Here is an 18,283-nt window from a genome sequence, read left to right as displayed (position 1 = left end):
TTGCATGTGCTCAAAAAAAGAAAAACGACGCAGGACAAAAGTCCTACGCCGTTTTTGTTGTTTCGCACACTTTACTGCGAGAGACATCTAACTCTCGCGGTGAGCCATTATCCGCTTATTGGCTGTCTGAGTCCGCGTAACTGACATCCACTTGGTTACGTAGCTCTTCCAAGGTAGCTGATAAAGACATATTGCTCATCGCACGGGCAACACGGGCTGCCATTTGGCTTTGCGGGCTAATTTCAGGCACCTCTGGCTCAATCACTTTATCCAGTGCCACAACCACCACATTACCTTGCTCATCAGTGGTCACCCCGTAGCTCGAAGTATCCGCTTCCGGCTTAGGTAAGGTAAAGGCCAGATCTGAAATCGCACGTTGTTGAGCAACGCGGTTTAAGGTTTGTGGCTCGCTGAATGTATATTCACTGTCAGTCAGAGCACCATTGGCTTCAAGCTGTGTCAGCAAAGCATCTGCTTGCTCTTGGGCTTGCTGCTGCCCTTTTTGTGCGGCCAAGGTCTGTGCCACCTGATCCTTCACTTCATCAAAGCTCAGTTGTTTCTCAGGTTTGACATCATCCAAGCGGACCACAATGGCATGCTCACCCGAAAGCTCTATCAGTTCCGAGTTCAGGCCATTTTCACGAACGTCGTAGCTGTCCAGCGCTTGTTGCACTTCTGGACGTGCCATTACCCCTTGCGCTTGCTCTGGGGCAAAGAAGTCAGTGATTTGTACCTTACCATTGATTGCAGCAGCAGCTGGCTCAAGACCATTGGCATTTTCAAACGCGACTTCGGCAAGCTTTGTTGATTGAGCATAGAAACGATCCGCCGCGCGCTCTTGCTGCAGCGCAACGCGAATATCGTCTTTCACCTCACTCAGTGGCGTGATATCCGCAGCATCGATATCATCCAGACGGATGATGTGATAGCCGAAGTCTGATTTTACTACTTGGCTATAGTCACCCTTGTTGGCTAGCGCATACGCCGCTTTTTCAAACGCAGGATCCATCACACCGGGCTCAATCCAATCCAGTGATCCACCTTGTTCGGCACTGTAAGTATCATCAGAGACTTGCTGTGCCAGTTCACTAAAGTCTTCGCCTTGGTTCAAGCGCTCAAGTGCTGCCTCAGCACGAGCTTTGGCGTCGTCACCAGTCCCTTCAATCAGAATATGACTGACTTTGCGACGCTCTTGAGAACCATACTGCGATTGGTTTTCTTGATAGTAAGCGGCAATGTCTTCGTCAGTGACTTGGATATCGTCAGCCAGCCCTTCACCGGTTAACTCCACATACGCCACTTTTACCATGCGAGGTTGCACATAGTCGTCTTGATTGGCTTGATAGTAAGCTTCAAGCTCTTCGTCTGACAAAGAAACCTTGGCAGCAAATGCATCCACCGGCAGCGTGATAGTACGCACTTCACGGCTTTGCGCTTCTAGACGGTAAAGACTTTCCAGTTCACTTGGCAGCACAAATTCAGAGGCTTGCAACGCCGTAAGCAGCTGCTGACGGACTAAGTCAGTCCGTACATAGTTGGCAAACTCATCCGCGCTTAACCCAGTCTGGCGCAATGCGGCTTGATAGCGCTCATTGTTGAATTGTCCGCCTTGACGGAATTGCGGCATTGCACGAATGGCATCTTTGACTTGCGCGTCACTGACGCGTAACCCGAGTTCACTGGCTTCATGTTCAAGCAAGAGATCGTCAACCATCCGGTCGAGAATGTTTTGGCGAAAACGCTTCACATACTCAGGATCACCCAGAAGTTGATTGAACAGCTCACCGGCTTGCTGCTGCATGCGCGCGCGTTCGTTTTGGTATGCACGCTCAAGCTGTGCACGACTAATTTCTTTATCGCCTACCGTTGCCGCGGGCGGGTTGGAACCCCCTGCCAGATAGCTGCCGACCCCGGCAAAAGCAAAGGAAAAGATAATAAGGCTTAAAATGATCTTCACCGCAAGGCTGTTGGTGCCTTCGCGTATACGTTCCATCATAACTGGCCGGTACTCCAACTGATTTGGGCTGGTGGTTAATCAACTAAAAAGGCGCATCGAATGATGCGCCTTTACGCTCTTCTTGCCGGATTATACGCGGTTGTTATTGGCTTTGCAGCTCTAACACCCGGTCAAACTTGAATAATTCGGCAATGGCTCACGCTGTGATTAGTTCACGGCGTCTTTCAGTGCTTTACCTGCTTTGAAGCCAGGTACTTTGGCAGCAGCAATTTGAATCTCTGCACCGGTTTGCGGGTTACGGCCAGTACGCGCTGCACGTTCGCGTACAGAGAAGGTACCAAAGCCAACCAGAGCAACTTGGTCACCCGACTTCAGCGTATCAGAAACCGCTTCTACGAAGGCATCCAGTGCACGGCCCGCCGACGCTTTAGAAATATCGGCACCCTCTGCGATTTGATCAATCAGTTGCGACTTATTCACTTTTTCATCCCCTTACAATACTTCTCCGCAAATCCCATTCTTTTGCGGTATTAATAAAAGACGCTTTATCGACGAAAGACGTTGAAAGCTTCCTTGCCCACCCCATGCAGGCCAAGGCTTCGAGTTAACGTTAGCTAGCAAAAAAAACGCTGACAAGCCTTTTGCGGTCTGTCAGCGTTTTACGTTGCTTAATTTTGCTGCATGTCACTCTTTTCGGGCTTAACTAGCTCAATACCGAGTGGATTATTTTCCAACGCAATGGTCAAAACCTCATCAATCCAACGCACGGGATGAATGTCGATTTCTTCTTTCACATTGTCAGGAATGTCCTCAAGATCCCGTTCATTCTCTTTTGGGATCACCACAGTTTTGATGCCACCACGACGTGCCGCCAGCAGTTTCTCTTTTAAGCCGCCGATGGGTAGCACTTCGCCGCGTAGAGTAATCTCACCCGTCATTGCTACGTCAGAACGAACTGGGTTGCCGGTCAAGCTCGACACCAGCGCCGTACACATAGCGATACCTGCGCTCGGGCCGTCTTTAGGCGTTGCCCCTTCAGGAACGTGCACGTGAATGTCACGTTTTTCGTAAAAGTCGCTATTAATACCCAGCTTATCTGCACGGCTACGCACCACTGTCATAGCTGCCTGCACAGATTCTTGCATCACATCACCCAACGAACCTGTGTGGGTGAGTTTGCCTTTGCCCGGCATCGATTCAGTCTCGATGGTCAGTAGGTCGCCGCCCACTTCGGTCCACGCAAGTCCTGTCACCTGACCAATTCGGTTTTGCTCATCGGCTTTACCGTAGTCAAAGCGGCGCACACCCAAGTAATCTTTCAGGTTATCCGCGGTGACCGTGACCGCTTTAAGATCTTTATCCAACAAGATCTCTTTCACGGTTTTACGGCACAGCTTCGAGATTTCACGCTCGAGGTTACGCACGCCCGCTTCGCGCGTGTAGTAACGAATAATGCCGATAATGGCAGAGTCTTCGATGGTGATCTCGTGAGGCTTCAAGCCATTGCGCTTCACTTGCTTGTCAATCAAGTGACGTTTAGCGATATTCAGTTTTTCGTCTTCTGTGTAGCCAGACAAGCGAATAACTTCCATCCGATCCAATAACGGGCCAGGAATATTCATGGAGTTCGACGTTGCCACAAACATGGTGTCTGACAGGTCGTAATCCACTTCCAGATAGTGGTCGTTAAAGGCGTTGTTTTGCTCAGGATCGAGAACTTCAAGCAATGCTGAAGACGGATCACCACGCATATCCGATGACATCTTGTCGATTTCATCGAGCAAGAACAGCGGGTTGCGAACACCCACTTTCGCCATTTTCTGGATCAATTTACCCGGTAGCGACCCTATGTAGGTGCGGCGGTGACCACGGATTTCCGCTTCATCACGCACTCCACCCAACGCCATACGGGTATATTTACGCCCAGTGGCGCGTGCAATCGACTGTCCCAGAGAGGTTTTACCTACCCCCGGAGGACCAACCAAGCACAAGATGGGGCCCTTGAGCTTGTTCATTCGGTTTTGCACTGCGAGGTACTCAAGGATACGGTCTTTAACGCGCTCCAAGCCATAATGATCGGCATTGAGTACTTCTTCAGCTTTGGCGAGATCCTTTTTCACCTTAGAACGCTTGGTCCAAGGCACACTGATCATCCAATCGATATAGCTGCGCACAACGGTCGCTTCTGCCGACATTGGCGACATCATCTTCAGCTTCTGCAATTCTTGCTCGGTTTTTTCTCGAGCTTCTTGCGGCATTTTAGATTCTTCGATTTTCTGCTTCAGCGCTTCAAACTCATCGGGAGCATCATCCAGCTCACCCAACTCTTTTTGGATGGCTTTCATCTGCTCATTGAGGTAGTACTCGCGCTGGCTTTTCTCCATCTGCTTTTTCACGCGGCCACGAATACGCTTTTCGACCTGCAGCAAGTCAATTTCTGACTCCATCATGGTCATCAAGTATTCAAGGCGCTCAGCGATGTCGATAATTTCGAGAACTTTTTGCTTATCTTGCAGTTTTAACGGCATGTGAGCCGCGATGGTATCAGCTAAGCGAGCAGCTTCTTCAATCCCATTCAGTGACGTTAACACTTCCGGTGGGATTTTCTTATTCAGCTTGATAAAGCCTTCAAATTGGCTGATCGCAGTGCGAACCAATACCTCTTGCTCACGTTCGTCCATGGCTGGCGTGGTGAGATACTCGGCTTCCGCTGTAAAGAAGTCGTCTTCGCTAAACTGGTCGATACGTGCACGTTGCATCCCCTCAACCAGCACCTTAACCGTACCATCCGGAAGTTTAAGAAGCTGAAGGATCGTCGCCACCGTACCAACGGTGTACAAGTCAGAGATGCTCGGGTCATCGGTGGCGGCATCTTTTTGCGCCACCAACAGAATTTGTTTGTCATTGTCCATCGCCGCTTCTAAACAGCGGATCGATTTCTCCCTTCCCACAAAGAGTGGTATCACCATGTGAGGATAAACCACCACATCCCGAAGTGGCAGCACCGGAATTTCAATGCGCTCGGAACGCTCCAAGTTCATATGCTTCTCTCTTCCGTTCAATCTGATTAAGAGTATATGGGGACTGTTGGACAGGTTTCAACGGCTCCACCGCCAGAAAATAAAAAAGGGAGCAATCACTCCCTTTTCTTTTACCACTGATAAGGTTACACGCAATACTCGCGGTTATTCACCACCAGCTGCTTGGCTATCAGCGTGTTCATATATCAATAGCGGCGCTGACTCACCACGGATCACTGATTCGTCAATCACCACCTTGCTTACCTCTTTACTCGATGGCAAGTCGTACATGGTATCCAACAACACAGCTTCTACGATTGAGCGTAGACCGCGAGCACCTGTCTTGCGTTCCATGGCTTTCTTAGCGATGGCACGAAGCGCGTCATCACGGAACTCAAGTTCAACCCCGTCTAACTCTAGCAATGCACTGTATTGCTTGGTTAGCGCGTTTTTCGGCTCTCGCAAAATCTGTACAAGCGCATGCTCGTCCAGTTCTTTAAGTACCGCTGTGACCGGTAAACGGCCGATAAACTCAGGGATCAAGCCGTATTTAACCAGATCTTCTGGTTCAACTTTACCGAAAAACTCGTCTGCTGACTTGTCTCTTGCACCTCGGACTTCTGCACCAAAACCGATGCCAGACCCCTTATCGACACGCTGCTCAACCACTTTATCCAACCCAGCGAATGCACCGCCACAGATAAAGAGGATTTTCGAGGTATCAACTTGCAAGAACTCTTGTTGTGGATGCTTGCGGCCACCTTGAGGTGGAACCGATGCGACTGTCCCTTCTACCAATTTCAGTAGGGCTTGCTGCACACCCTCACCCGATACGTCTCGCGTGATCGATGGGTTATCGGATTTGCGTGAGATTTTGTCAATCTCATCAATATATACAATACCGCGCTCTGCTTTGGCGACATCATAGTCACACTTTTGCAGCAGCTTTTGGATAATGTTTTCGACGTCTTCACCGACATAACCCGCTTCGGTCAATGTGGTGGCATCCGCCATGGTAAATGGTACATCCAGGAAACGCGCAAGCGTCTCAGCCAGTAGGGTTTTACCACTACCCGTCGGGCCTATCAGCAAGATATTACTTTTGCCAAGTTCAACGCCGTCGGCGCTTTTATCGCCATTTCGCAAGCGTTTGTAGTGGTTGTACACGGCAACCGACAGTACCTTTTTGGCTTGCTCTTGGCCGATAACATAATCATCCAGATGCTCACGGATTTCACGCGGCGTAGGAAGGGCATCTCCCTCACGCTTTGGCATCACTTCTTTGATTTCTTCACGGATGATGTCGTTACATAGGTCGACACACTCGTCGCAAATGTAGACCGATGGCCCAGCAATTAACTTGCGAACTTCATGTTGGCTCTTACCACAGAACGAGCAGTAAAGCAGCTTGCCGCTTCCACCGTCTTTTCGCTTGTCTGTCATTCGCTAACCTCTTTGGGGCGTTTGCCCATCGTTGCCTTTTGTTGAGTTTACAACAAATCGGCCACTTTTTCCGACCCGACACCCGCTTACATGTGTGGGAATGAGAAGTTATCCTCTCATTTCAATGCATAGCGGTATACCTTTTCTACTTGGCGCAACAATACCGGATTTCGTGCGCTCCACCATTACACCCATGTTTGGATATAATCCGGCGAGCCATGGTCTGTTCCGCTGTCACGCCAAGCATGTAGGGTATTCGTCTGGTTTAATCTCTTTGATTGAGTACGGCGTCAACCAAGCCATAGTCCACCGCTTCTTGAGCAGACATGAAATTATCGCGGTCCGTATCACGTTCGATAATCTCCATCGGCTGACCCGTATGCTCTGCCAGCAAGGTATTCAGGCGATGCTTGGTTTTGATCATTTCTTTGGCATGGATTTCAATATCTGACGCCTGCCCTTGGAAACCGCCAAGTGGTTGGTGAATCATCACGCGTGAGTTTGGTAGGCAATAACGCTTACCCTTTGCACCACCCGCAAGCAGGAAAGAGCCCATTGAACAGGCTTGGCCTGTGCACAGTGTGCTCACATCCGGTTTGATGAACTGCATGGTGTCATAAATTGCCATACCGGCGGTCACCACACCACCTGGAGAGTTGATATACAGATAAATATCTTTTTCTGGATTCTCCGACTCCAAGAACAGCATCTGGGCCACAATCAGGTTGGCCATTTGATCTTCTACCTGACCAGTGAGAAAAATGATGCGTTCTTTCAACAGGCGGGAGTAGATATCGTAGGAACGCTCTCCTCGCGATGTTTGTTCAACCACCATGGGAACCAAAGCATCCATGATGGGGGGCATTGCGTGTTTATCTTGATTGCTCATAGCGTAATATCCCTAATCGAATTCGTTAACTCTCGCCTTAACCAAGGTTTAGCATAAAACGCTGTAACAGGTCACTAAAATGTTATGTCGTTGATCGCAGCTGGATGATTCATCGACAATTTTCTAAGCAAAAGTTACCTTCGCTATCGCATGATTGGCGGACAGTCGAATAGAACCTTAGACGGAAAAAATGGCCCAAATGACAAGTCATTAGGGCCATTTTATGCAGATACATGAACGGGGTGTCAATGACAACACCCACGTTTTTTATTGCGTTTTTACGCTTGTGGTGCTGCGTTCATCAGATCGCTAAAGCCAACGTTGGCTTCAGAAACCTTCGCTTTACCCAACAGCGCGTCGATCGCTTGCTCTTCAAGCGCGACATTACGCATGTTTTCCATCAGCTTCTGATCTTTTTCGTAGTAAGCAACCACTTCTGCTGGATCTTCGTATGCAGAAGCCATTTCTTCGATCAGAGCTTTAACTCGCTCGTCGTCTGCTTCTAGCTCTTCTGCTTTGATCACTTCACCCAGCAGCAGGCCAACGCTAACACGACGTTTGGCTTGTTCTTCAAACAGCTCACGTGGCAGTTGTGATGCGCTGTCCATGTTGCCACCAAAACGTTGAGCCGCTTGCTGGCGCAGAACATTGATTTCTTGATCGATCAAGGCAGACGGTACGTCGATTTGGTTTTGCTCAACCAAGCCGTCAAGGACTTGCTCTTTGATCTTGTTTTTGATCGCTTGCTTCAGCTCGCGTTCCATGTTCTTACGGACTTCGGCTTTCAGGCCTTCAACGCTGCCATCCGCAATGCCGAAGCGCTGAACGAACTCTTCAGTTAGCTCTGGCAATTCTTGCGCTTCAACAGTGTGAAGTTTGATCGCGAACTGCGCCGCTTTACCTTTTAGGTTCTCAGCGTGATAGTCTTCTGGGAAGTTGACGTCGATAGTGAATTCTTCACCCGCTTTTTTGCCAACCAAGCCGTCTTCAAAACCAGGGATCATGCGGCCTTGGCCCATGACTAGCTGGAAGCCTTCCGCTTTACCGCCTTCGAATTCTTCGCCGTCAATGGTACCTGTGAAGTCTAGCGTTACACGGCTATCTTCTTTTACTTCACCGTCAGCTTCAACCCAGTTCGCTTGCTGCTTACGCAGAGTAGTCAGCATTTCTTCAACGTCGCTGTCTTGTACTTCTGCGTGTGGTTTTTCAACTTCGATCGCTTCCAAACCTTGCAGTTCAACTTCTGGGTACACTTCAAATTCAGCTTTGAATACCAGATCTTTACCCGCTTCATTCTCTACCGGTGTAAAGGTTGGCGCGCCTGCTGGATTAGTTTTCTCTTGGATGATGGCTTCGATGAAATGACGCTGCATTACCTCGCCCAGCACGTCTTGGCGTACTGCATCGCCATACATGCGAGAAACCATTTTCAAAGGTACTTTACCTTTACGGAAACCATCAAAACGACGATTTTTAGCAATGTTGCGTAGCTCTTTCGTGACTGCGTCTTCAATGTTTGCAGCAGGCACAGTGATGGTCATTTGGCGCTTTAGGCCTTCGGTGGTTTCAACGGTAACTTGCATTATAAAATTAACCTCAAATTTACTCAGGGGTACTGAGTGATGTTGACCAGTTTTTACTGGTGTCATCATCCGAGCTATGAATCCGTCATAGCCCCTGCGAATCCGGATACACGCAATTGGCGTATCGAGCTATCTCATCCGAGACTGAAAATTAAGACGCGCTATTATAGCGGCACCCGTCAACTGAGTCGAGACAAGGGGCGACCGATGGCGTTTCAATATCGAAATTGGGGTGATATCTCACAATTCAACCGGGCAAGATCACATCTTTTTGTGTTTTTGCACTGTTTGGTTAGCTTTTGAGCAGAAACGGGAGATTATCTTCGCTAGCGAGAACGAAAGAAATGGCACGCCCTACAGGATTCGAACCTGTGACCCACGGCTTAGAAGGCCGTTGCTCTATCCAACTGAGCTAAGGGCGCAAAATAGATATGCAGCGGGGATTATAAAGCGAGGTCAGGCGTCGTCAACGGTTTTCACCGAAATGTCTAATCAGTTGCTCAAAAGCACGCCAGTTCGCGCGGCATAAAAGCCCTGTTATGTGGAGCTCCTCCAATCAATATAAGGCGATATCTAGCACAACACCTTTGATTCACAATGACTTTGACGGTTTCTCTGCCACCAAACCACCAAAAGCAAACGTTTGCGCAATAGCTTTTACGCCCGAAGTTTGTCACAATATCGACCCGTTTTTTGCTCTCTTAGCCAAAGGATACTTATGGCCGCACAAATCATTGATGGAAAACTGATCGCGCAAACGGTGCGTCGAGAAGTCGCAGCACGTGTTGCTGCCCGTAAAGAAGCGGGACGCCGTGCGCCCGGGCTTGCCGTGATTTTAGTGGGTGACGATCCAGCGTCACAGGTTTATGTGGGCAGTAAGCGTCGCGTCTGTGATGAGGTGGGCTTTGTCTCTCGCTCTTACGATTTGCCGTCAACCTGCTCTCAGCATGAATTACTGACGCTGATCGATACACTCAATGATGACGACACCATCGATGGTATTTTGGTGCAACTGCCTTTACCTGCGGGCATTGATGCTACCTCTGTCCTTGAACGTATCCGTCCCGACAAAGACGTCGACGGCTTCCATCCTTACAATGTGGGCCGTTTGTGCCAACGTATGCCAACCCTGCGTTCCTGTACCCCAAAAGGGATCATCACCTTACTTGACCGCTACAACGTACCTTTGCGTGGCAAACATGCCGTTGTCGTCGGTGCCTCAAACATTGTCGGCCGTCCGATGACACTAGAGTTGCTACTCGCCGGATGTACCACGACCACTTGCCATCGTTTTACCCAAGATCTCGAAGCACATGTTCGTCAAGCCGATGTGTTAGTGGTCGCCGTCGGTAAGCCTAAATTTATTCCTGGCGAGTGGATTAAGCCCGGTGCGATTGTGATTGATGTAGGAATTAATCGCATGGATAGCGGCCAGCTAATCGGTGATATTGACTATGACGTGGCATACGAAAAGGCAAGCCATATCACGCCTGTTCCCGGCGGTGTTGGCCCAATGACGGTGGCAACACTGATTGAGAATACCTTGATGGCCTGTGAGCAATACCACGACGCCTAATCGTGTGATGATAAGAAGCCGGCTGACCGCCGGCTTTTTTACACCGACAGCGCCGGTTGTGGCTCTGACGCTTTAACGAGTTGATTACGCCCTTTCGCTTTGGCTTGGTATAAACAATGGTCAGCACGCTGGATCAACTGATGGACAGACGCATCCCCGTGCACCATGCCAATGCTCACCGTAAATTGAAATGCCTGATCGTAAGGTGTCCACGTTGTCGCCGCTAGCTCTTCTCGCATCGCGTTTAGGCGGGCCTCAAAGCCTTGGTAATTGTTACCGTACAGTACACAGAACTCTTCACCACCAAATCGTGCAACCAACGCGTCTGGGAAATAACGATTCAACACTTTGGCCAACTCAATCAGCGCAATATCGCCAATGTGATGACCCAAGCTATCATTCACTTTTTTAAAGTGGTCAATGTCAATCAAGGCTAGCCCTCTTGGGCCATTATTTTTCCGCGTTTGAGGATGCTCGAAAAAGTAACGACGGTTCCAGGTTTGGGTCAAATAGTCGGTATTTGCCAAATGAAACAAACGCCTTTCTGTATCCAGCGCATTTAATGTGCTGTGCAAACGGCAGTAAAATTCCTCTTGGTTAAATGGCTTTGCCAGAAAGTCGTTCGCACCTGCTTTTAGAAAACGGGCCGTCAAACTTGGATCGTCATCGCCGGATAAACCAATAATGGCAAGCTGGCCATCGACTTTGTGCTGACGGAGTGCCTTGACCAGTTGAACCCCATCCATTTTTGGCATAGTGAAGTCGGTGATCACTAATGAAATTCGCGGATCGGCACGCACCATCGCAAGTGCTTCCTGCCCATCTTGCGCATCCATCACATTTAGATACTGGCGCTCCAGTAAGCTGCGCACATAACGACGCGAGGTCAGCGAGTCATCCACCACCAATACATGATGCTGCTGGTTTTTCTCGAGGCGATGCAGCAACGGTGCAATTGATGAGACACAAGCTGGGCTGTCTTTGGGGATGTAATCAATCACAGTTTTCGCCAGCACACGCTCCCGCGTACGTGCATCCATCATGGCCGTTAATACAATGACTTTGATATCGAGTGACAAGCACACATCAATGATTTCACCGTCCTGACCGTCGGGCAAACAATAATCCAGTATCGCGCAAAGAAAATCTGTTTCTTGATTTAAAATCGTTTCTGCTTGTGCGATCGAACTTGCAATACAGGGAATATAACCGGCTTTACGGATTTCAGTTTCAAGTAACCGTCTGAAAGGTCGGCTATCTTCCACAACCAACACTTTGTATTCCATAAGCAAAGCACCATATCTGGCATAAGTTGTGCGCGAGAAATGCGCAATTTGGGCAAGAAGCGGCCAAGGTTACGCTTAATCAAGAGGTTGAATGTTAAATATGATGGCAAATCTCAACATTGAGACATTTTTGTGCCTAGTGAGGGGACAGAGACGATTGTTTATGCCGAAAAAACGCCCAGATTGTCTGCTTTAAAAGTCAGGCTGTCAGCTTTATTACGATAGTGCGATCAGGCAATTACGCCCCATTTCTTTGGCTTGATACAAACCTCGGTCCGCATCATGCAACATGGCTTCAATCCCACCTTGCGCAGAGACAACACCAATACTGACAGTGACCGTTATTTCAAATCCAGAAACAGGAATGATGACGTCCGCTTGCTCTTGTCGATAGCGCTCTAACGCCTGTTGAAAGGTAGACTGCTCTCGGGTCGATAAGACACAAAATTCTTCCCCACCTAGCCGCGCGACTAGATCATTCTCGAAGTGTGCACTTAGCGTTGCAGCTACGTGAGACAACACCTCATCGCCAACATGATGTCCATACTGGTCATTGATGCGCTTGAAGTGATCAATATCGATAATGGCTAGATGTTTAATCTCCTCATCCGGCAGCTTCTCGCTCTGGGAAAAAAAGTAACGTCGATTCCAAAGTGCTGTTAAAAAGTCGGTATTGGCTAATGTAAATAAACGCCGCTCGCTATCGATCGCGTTTAGGCAAGAGTGCACGCGGCAATAGAACTCTTCTTGATTAAATGGCTTTTGTAAATAGTCATTCGCGCCCGCCTTAAGGAAACGGGTCGTCAGAGTATCATCATGATGGCCAGATAGCCCGATGATTGCGAGCATGGCGCCTTCATGGTGCTTTCTGATCTGATGGACCAAGGCAATCCCATCCATGTTCGGCATCGCATAATCAGTAATGACCAAGGTAATTCCAGACGCCATCGATAACATAGATAGCGCTTGCTCACCGTCATTGGCTTCATGGACTTTGAGATATTGGCGTTCAAGCGTGGCCGCAACATGTTTTCGTACTGAGGGAGAGTCGTCGACAATGAGCACTTGGTGATCTTTATTGCGCGATAATCGCAACAGCAGTTGGCAGACTGCCTGCACACAATGGCTGCTGTCTTTCGGTATATAGTCAATCACCGGCTTAGCAAGCACTTGCTTGCGAATGGTCTCCGTTTGAGAAGCCGTCAAGACAATGACTTTTAAATGATTGGCAAGACAAAGATCAATTACCTCACCGTGTTGCGCATCAGGCAGGTTATAGTCGAGAACCGCGCACAAAAAATTGACGTCTTGATTCAGAACCGCTTCTGCATCGGCCATACAGGCCACCGCTACGGTCGCTAAGCCATGCTGACGAGCTTCATACTCGACCAACATCCGAAAAGCGCGGCTGTCTTCAACGATCAGCACCTTTTCCACACACTCTCCCGCTATCTCGTGTCCTTAGATAGACAGTGTAGCAGTCATGTGCGGCGTGGATTAGACAGCTCTGACGTGACGATTGTCGACGCACAACTCCGTTTGCTTGTTGAGAATTTTTATCAGCAAAATGGAACGCATCTCACCGTCTTTTTCCTTAAAAATCGCTTCCGCCCCTTCAAATTGCCCCGCTTGGATCGTGACCGCTTGGCCGGGTTTAAAGCCATCATTAAGCTTGTCACGCTGCTCGTCGCTATCTTCCATGATCATAAGCTGCTGAATAAGCGATTGGTCAACTCGAATAGGATGCGCGCCTTGGCGAACAAAATCGACCACGCCTCGCGTTGAGCGGACGGACGTGTATTGCACCTCTTCAGGATCGAAGTGAGCAAACACATAATTAGGGAAAAGGGGCTCTTCTACTTGCTGGCACTTACCACGGCGAAGCTTCTCAACCGTGACGATGGGATAATAACAGTCTACGCCTTGGCGCTTTAAGTTTTGCTCAGCGCGTTGTTGTTCCGCGCGTTTACAGTAGAGCAGATACCAATGCTTCATGTCGTTCTGTCCTTGAAATCGGCTTTCGCATTACGCCATTAAATCATAGCAGCACAGCGACATGAGTATACGGATGTTAACACAACGCAGCAAGGCGCAAGCCCCATTATACCGAGGCTCCCGCACTATTTTTATGCAATTCTTTGGATATCAACACTAAAGCTGTTAAGTCCAACTTCGCTTAGTGACACACGTGCATCGCCCGCCCCCATATCAACATATTGGAACTGACTGTGAATGGAATCTTTCCCTAACCAATGCGCACTATGCAATAAACTGGTTGTGCCACAACTATCAACCGTCGCGGTCAGTCCCGCGGGAAAGATCTCCAGCTGATTGTCGGCGGTGTTCAATACCCCAAACATTGCACGGATGGGGGATGCATACGAAGAAGCCCGAATTGCATCTTCGATTCGTTTTACCAGGGTGAGAAAACCACGCTCATTGACATCTTGGGTCCGTACAAACTCATTAAAGAATGCCCGGATCATTAATGTTGTTGCCGTTCCATCCTCTCCAGCCGAGGCAGAATCGACAACATAAAAAGCCATTTTTCCTCCCATCAACCAAGTGTAATCGAGCACGATCGGATTCGCGTCGGCCGATTGGAGCGAATGATAGGACAAGCGCCACGCACCCTGTTGAGAGTCTGGCTCAGGCATCAGCCCCATTAATAGCTCTCGCGCACTGCCCGGATTATGCTTCAGGGCATCCAAATGCCACTTGAGTTCATTCTCAGAGGCACCGCGGTCAGCATCTTCACACACTTTGAACCACTGCTGACTGAAGTCGTCATTGGCGTGAACATCATCGTTGGCATCATCGATCACTGTCTCGATCGCCTTTTTGACCACATTGATATCTTCAATCGGTTTAATCAGAAAATCTTTCACGCCAAACCGTAATGCCTGGGCAACATCCGCCATACCTCCCGTGCCTGAAATGACGATCATCGGCAACATTGGGTATTCCACACTGACTTCTTCAACAAACTCAAGACCAGTCATCACCGGCATGGATAAATCGCTAATCAGTAAGTCTGGGATGGATTGACGAAGCGCTTGCAGCCCCTCTAATCCGTTTTCAACCTCACGCACTGTTGCCCCTTCACGCTCAAGAAAGGATGCGATCATACGGCTAAACACGGGATCGTCTTCGACGATCAAAATTTCTTTATTATGCAACACGATGCTCTCTCCTCCAGGACTGCAAAGCAGCGGCTGTCTCCCATTCGACATTACCCGATAAGAATAGTTGAACTCAAACTCTCGGGACGATAATAATGATAATTAAATCGATAAAGGAATATAAACAGCTGTTTAAAATGGAGTTTTTATTACCACTTTGCTAGACATCTCACTCAAGCCAATGGTTAGCAGCATAAAAAAGGCTTGCAAATCAATTACTCTATCACAGTACGCTACTCGGTATTAACACGGCAAAAAGTCTATCTGAAACATGGGAGCCATCACACAACGCACATTGATTGTCTGCGTTTATAGACAGCACCCACACTTTTTGCCTGTCTCGTGCTTACAGGTGTAGCGCACCTTATCTGCTCTACAGTGCGAATACTTGCATATTCAACCCTTTCCGACTAGATGTTAACTGTATGTAAAGTAAATTGGCGTCGGTTAATCACAGTGCATGGACAGTCTCAAACAGGGCAACCTTTTTTGTGGTGGCACTTGCACGGATTCAGGAAGGATATGTGGGGGTAGCTATGATTTTGAGTCATCTTATCGGGTTGTATACGCACCCGAAAAAAGAATGGAAGACCATTGGTGAGCGCCATGAAGGCGCATCACACAGTATTGGTCATGCGCTGTTATTGGCGCTGATCCCGCCAGTTTGTGCTTATTACTCCAGTGTAAATATCGGCTGGAAAATCGGGGTAGGAGAACCGATCTTTCTCACTGCACAAAGCGCACTGTTTATCGCCAGTGCGATGTATCTAGCACTTATTGGTGGTGTGTGTGCGCTTGCCTACCTCACGTTGTGGATGAGTCGAACCTTTGGCTCCGCTCCCACTTACACCCAATGCTTGGAGCTGGCAGCGTACACCGCGACGCCAATCTTTATGGTTGGACTGGCAACCCTATATCCGGTTGTATGGTTTGTGATGATCGTCGGGCTGATTGGTATCGCCTACTCGGTATATTTACTCTACACCGGTGTGCCCATTCTTATGGAGATCCCCGAAGAGCGCGGCTTTATCTACGCAAGTTCAGTCGTCACTTGTGGTTTAGTGTTACTGGTCGCCATATTGGCATCGTCGGTGATTCTGTGGAACGTTGGAATTGGGCCTGTATTTACGCACTAGCGTACCACGGTGTTCTGGACCACCCGAGCCCAAAGCGTTGGCGCGGGCCAACAAAGATAAGAAAGCCGCATCGATGCGGCTTTTTTCGTTATCATCACGCTATCCACGGGCTTTTAGCTTTCATTATGGATCTCTAAATTGGCGAGCTCTTGTTGTTGTTCACGAACTGTTTTCGCACTGTCACTACGCAAGCTTTGTATGTATTCCAAATACGCTTGGTCAACATCGTTGGTCACGTACTCACCACTAAACACAGAGGTTTCAAAACGTTCGATGGCGGGGTTTGCCTCACCGACAGCGGCAACAAGATCGCTTAAGTCTTGATATATCAAACCGTCGGCACCAATCAATTTGGTAATTTCATCCACTTCTCGTCCATGAGCAATCAGCTCATTGGCACTGGGCATATCAATACCATATACGTTGGGGAAGCGCACTTCTGGTGCTGCGGAAGCGATATACACTTCTTTCGCACCGGCTTCACGCGCCATTTCAATGATCTGCTCCGACGTCGTGCCACGCACAATCGAGTCATCCACCAACAAAACGCGCTTATCTTTAAATTCTGAGCGGATTGCATTGAGCTTGCGGCGCACTGATTTACGGCGCATTTGTTGACCGGGCATGATAAACGTGCGGCCTACATAGCGGTTTTTTACAAACCCTTGTCGATAGGGTTTGCCGAGCACCTGCGCAATTTCGAGCGCAATATCACAGGACGTTTCAGGAATCGGGATGACCACATCAATGTCCATCTCTTCCCAGTCTCGCTGTATTTTCGCACCCAATTTTTGTCCCATACGAACGCGCGCGCCATACACCGAAATTTTATCGATAAACGAATCAGGGCGAGAGAAATAAACGAATTCAAAAATACACGGGTGCAAACTTGGTGAGGCCGCACATTGGCATGTGTGAAGTTGACCATCGAAAGTAATGTAGACGGCTTCACCTGGGGCCACATCACGGACAAAGTCAAAACCAACTGCATCAAGGGCAACCGACTCTGAAGCAACCATGTATTCAACTTGGCCTTGCTCTTCACGCTTGCCCAAACACAGGGGACGAATACCATGCGGGTCACGGAAGGCAATCATGCCATGACCGATAATCATGGATACCACCGCGTAGGCACCCGATACCTGCTCATGCACCGAGCGGACGGCAGCAAACATATCATCGGCGGTAAGCGGATGTGACACGGCGTTAGAAAGCTGGTGCGCAAGAACGTTGAGGAGGATTTCAGAATCTGAGGTGGTATTTAGGTGACGGCGGTCTTTTTCAAACAAGGAATGACGGAGTGCTTCTGCATTGGTCAAGTTCCCGTTGTGCGCCAAGGTTATTCCATAGGGAGAGTTGACATAAAACGGCTGTGCTTCTGAGGCACTAGAGCTGCCGGCGGTCGGATAACGCACATGGCCAATACCGACATGACCTTGTAAACGTTGCATATGTTTGAGTTGAAAAACATCCTTCACCAAGCCATTTGCTTTGCGAAGGCGGAAACGATTGTCGTCGATGGTGACAATCCCGGCTGCATCTTGGCCGCGGTGCTGTAGCACCGTTAACGCATCATAGATGGACTGGTTGACCGGATTGGCCCCTACGATTCCAACAATACCACACATGTCAGCTATTCCTTGTTACGCGTAAACCAGCCTAAGACCCCGCGATCTTAGGTAAGAAACTGGAACTGTTCTCGAGGTAGTTAAAGAACCATTCAATAACTACAGCAAAATTAGGAATCAGTTCAGATTGTCCCCATGCTTGGGTTTTAGAGACTGACGTAAACGCATCCAAGAAAAACAAGACGGCGGCGACAATCAATACTCCACGAACACTTCCGAACACAATCCCCAACACTCTATCTGTCCCTGATAGTCCTGTTTTATGCACTAACTGGGCAATCACATAATTGACCACTGCACCCACAATGAGGGTAGCAATAAACAGTAAGGCAATAGCGGTTCCGTTACGGATCACCGCATCCTGTATGTTGGTGAGATACACCGCAAGTTGCGGATAAAATTGGCTGGCGACAAAAAAAGCACCAAACCAAATCACCAAAGACAATGCCTCTTTGACAAAGCCTCGGATAACGCTAACCAGCGCCGAAAAACCAATGACGCCAAGAATCAGGTAATCAATCCAAATCATGTTATTCACTTGCTCGAGACGCGCGCATTCTAACAGAAAAAATGCTCACGCAAA

The 18,283-nt window shown here is 48.8% G+C and carries 14 protein-coding genes and 1 tRNA gene; 2 read left to right on the top strand and 13 right to left on the bottom strand.

Annotated features, from left to right (window positions below):
* Positions 1-115: 115 nt before the first annotated feature.
* From ppiD to E8E00_RS03400, 7 genes are all read right to left on the bottom strand, one after another.
* Complete coding sequence (gene ppiD, locus E8E00_RS03430) at positions 116-1,996, bottom strand: peptidylprolyl isomerase (protein ID WP_096629508.1); 1,881 nt, start codon at positions 1,994-1,996, stop codon at positions 116-118.
* Between the two features lie 168 nt (positions 1,997-2,164).
* The gene (hupB, locus tag E8E00_RS03425) at positions 2,165-2,437 is read right to left on the bottom strand and encodes a nucleoid-associated protein HU-beta (protein ID WP_069590554.1); all 273 of its coding nucleotides are present in this window, start codon (positions 2,435-2,437) and stop codon (positions 2,165-2,167) included.
* Positions 2,438-2,625: 188 nt separating this feature from the next.
* A complete protein-coding gene (lon, locus tag E8E00_RS03420) occupies positions 2,626-4,998 on the bottom strand; it encodes an endopeptidase La (RefSeq protein ID WP_069590556.1) in 2,373 nt (790 codons plus the stop codon).
* A 144-nt stretch (positions 4,999-5,142) separates the two neighbouring features.
* The gene (gene clpX, locus E8E00_RS03415) at positions 5,143-6,420 is read right to left on the bottom strand and encodes an ATP-dependent protease ATP-binding subunit ClpX (protein WP_096629511.1); all 1,278 of its coding nucleotides are present in this window, start codon (positions 6,418-6,420) and stop codon (positions 5,143-5,145) included.
* Positions 6,421-6,685: 265 nt separating this feature from the next.
* Positions 6,686-7,309 (bottom strand): ATP-dependent Clp endopeptidase proteolytic subunit ClpP, encoded by a 624-nt coding sequence (gene clpP / locus E8E00_RS03410; RefSeq protein ID WP_069590560.1) that lies wholly within the window; start codon positions 7,307-7,309, stop codon positions 6,686-6,688.
* Positions 7,310-7,587: 278 nt separating this feature from the next.
* A complete protein-coding gene (gene tig, locus E8E00_RS03405; protein WP_077480677.1) occupies positions 7,588-8,892 on the bottom strand; it encodes a trigger factor in 1,305 nt (434 codons plus the stop codon).
* Positions 8,893-9,237: 345 nt separating this feature from the next.
* A tRNA-Arg gene (locus E8E00_RS03400) sits at positions 9,238-9,314 on the bottom strand.
* Between the two features lie 296 nt (positions 9,315-9,610).
* On the opposite strand from E8E00_RS03400, the gene folD reads away from it, so the two are divergent.
* Positions 9,611-10,468: a bifunctional methylenetetrahydrofolate dehydrogenase/methenyltetrahydrofolate cyclohydrolase FolD gene (gene folD / locus E8E00_RS03395; protein WP_069590564.1), complete on the top strand. Its 858-nt coding sequence runs from the start codon at positions 9,611-9,613 to the stop codon at positions 10,466-10,468.
* Positions 10,469-10,506: 38 nt separating this feature from the next.
* Here folD and E8E00_RS03390 read toward each other — a convergent pair whose 3' ends face one another.
* The 4 genes from E8E00_RS03390 to E8E00_RS03375 form a co-directional block, all read right to left on the bottom strand.
* Positions 10,507-11,754 carry a response regulator gene (locus E8E00_RS03390; RefSeq protein WP_096629514.1) on the bottom strand — a complete coding sequence of 416 codons (1,248 nt, stop codon included), beginning with the start codon at positions 11,752-11,754 and terminating at the stop codon, positions 10,507-10,509.
* Between the two features lie 216 nt (positions 11,755-11,970).
* Positions 11,971-13,191 (bottom strand): response regulator, encoded by a 1,221-nt coding sequence (locus tag E8E00_RS03385; RefSeq protein ID WP_240531906.1) that lies wholly within the window; start codon positions 13,189-13,191, stop codon positions 11,971-11,973.
* Between the two features lie 60 nt (positions 13,192-13,251).
* Complete coding sequence (rfaH, locus tag E8E00_RS03380) at positions 13,252-13,749, bottom strand: transcription/translation regulatory transformer protein RfaH (RefSeq protein WP_096629516.1); 498 nt, start codon at positions 13,747-13,749, stop codon at positions 13,252-13,254.
* 131 nt (positions 13,750-13,880) lie between these two features.
* The gene (locus tag E8E00_RS03375; protein ID WP_096629519.1) at positions 13,881-14,936 is read right to left on the bottom strand and encodes a response regulator; all 1,056 of its coding nucleotides are present in this window, start codon (positions 14,934-14,936) and stop codon (positions 13,881-13,883) included.
* 536 nt (positions 14,937-15,472) lie between these two features.
* On the opposite strand from E8E00_RS03375, the gene E8E00_RS03370 reads away from it, so the two are divergent.
* Entirely contained in the window at positions 15,473-16,072 is a 600-nt protein-coding gene (locus E8E00_RS03370; RefSeq protein WP_069590572.1) for a Yip1 family protein, read from the top strand.
* A 113-nt stretch (positions 16,073-16,185) separates the two neighbouring features.
* Here E8E00_RS03370 and purF read toward each other — a convergent pair whose 3' ends face one another.
* Both purF and E8E00_RS03360 read right to left on the bottom strand, forming a co-directional pair.
* Entirely contained in the window at positions 16,186-17,700 is a 1,515-nt protein-coding gene (gene purF / locus E8E00_RS03365) for an amidophosphoribosyltransferase (protein ID WP_096629521.1), read from the bottom strand.
* A gap of 31 nt (positions 17,701-17,731) precedes the next feature.
* Positions 17,732-18,229 (bottom strand): CvpA family protein, encoded by a 498-nt coding sequence (locus tag E8E00_RS03360; RefSeq protein WP_069586507.1) that lies wholly within the window; start codon positions 18,227-18,229, stop codon positions 17,732-17,734.
* Positions 18,230-18,283: the final 54 nt, after the last annotated feature.

This window comes from Salinivibrio sp. YCSC6 (assembly GCF_004916735.1).
Classification (GTDB): domain Bacteria; phylum Pseudomonadota; class Gammaproteobacteria; order Enterobacterales; family Vibrionaceae; genus Salinivibrio; species Salinivibrio proteolyticus.
This window is presented reverse-complemented; position numbering and strand designations above follow the sequence as displayed.

Excerpts from the sequence above, each read along its gene's own strand:
- E8E00_RS03390 (WP_096629514.1), bottom strand. The coding sequence starts at position 11,754 with ATGGAATACAAAGTGTTGGTTGTGGAAGATAGCCGACCTTTCAGACGG.
- clpX (WP_096629511.1), bottom strand. The coding sequence starts at position 6,420 with ATGACAGACAAGCGAAAAGACGGTGGAAGCGGCAAGCTGCTTTACTGC.
- ppiD (WP_096629508.1), bottom strand. The coding sequence starts at position 1,996 with ATGATGGAACGTATACGCGAAGGCACCAACAGCCTTGCGGTGAAGATC.
- purF (WP_096629521.1), bottom strand. The coding sequence starts at position 17,700 with ATGTGTGGTATTGTTGGAATCGTAGGGGCCAATCCGGTCAACCAGTCC.
- rfaH (WP_096629516.1), bottom strand. The coding sequence starts at position 13,749 with ATGAAGCATTGGTATCTGCTCTACTGTAAACGCGCGGAACAACAACGC.
- E8E00_RS03370 (WP_069590572.1), top strand. The coding sequence starts at position 15,473 with ATGATTTTGAGTCATCTTATCGGGTTGTATACGCACCCGAAAAAAGAA.
- tig (WP_077480677.1), bottom strand. The coding sequence starts at position 8,892 with ATGCAAGTTACCGTTGAAACCACCGAAGGCCTAAAGCGCCAAATGACC.
- E8E00_RS03360 (WP_069586507.1), bottom strand. The coding sequence starts at position 18,229 with ATGATTTGGATTGATTACCTGATTCTTGGCGTCATTGGTTTTTCGGCG.
- clpP (WP_069590560.1), bottom strand. The coding sequence starts at position 7,309 with ATGAGCAATCAAGATAAACACGCAATGCCCCCCATCATGGATGCTTTG.
- lon (WP_069590556.1), bottom strand. The coding sequence starts at position 4,998 with ATGAACTTGGAGCGTTCCGAGCGCATTGAAATTCCGGTGCTGCCACTT.
- folD (WP_069590564.1), top strand. The coding sequence starts at position 9,611 with ATGGCCGCACAAATCATTGATGGAAAACTGATCGCGCAAACGGTGCGT.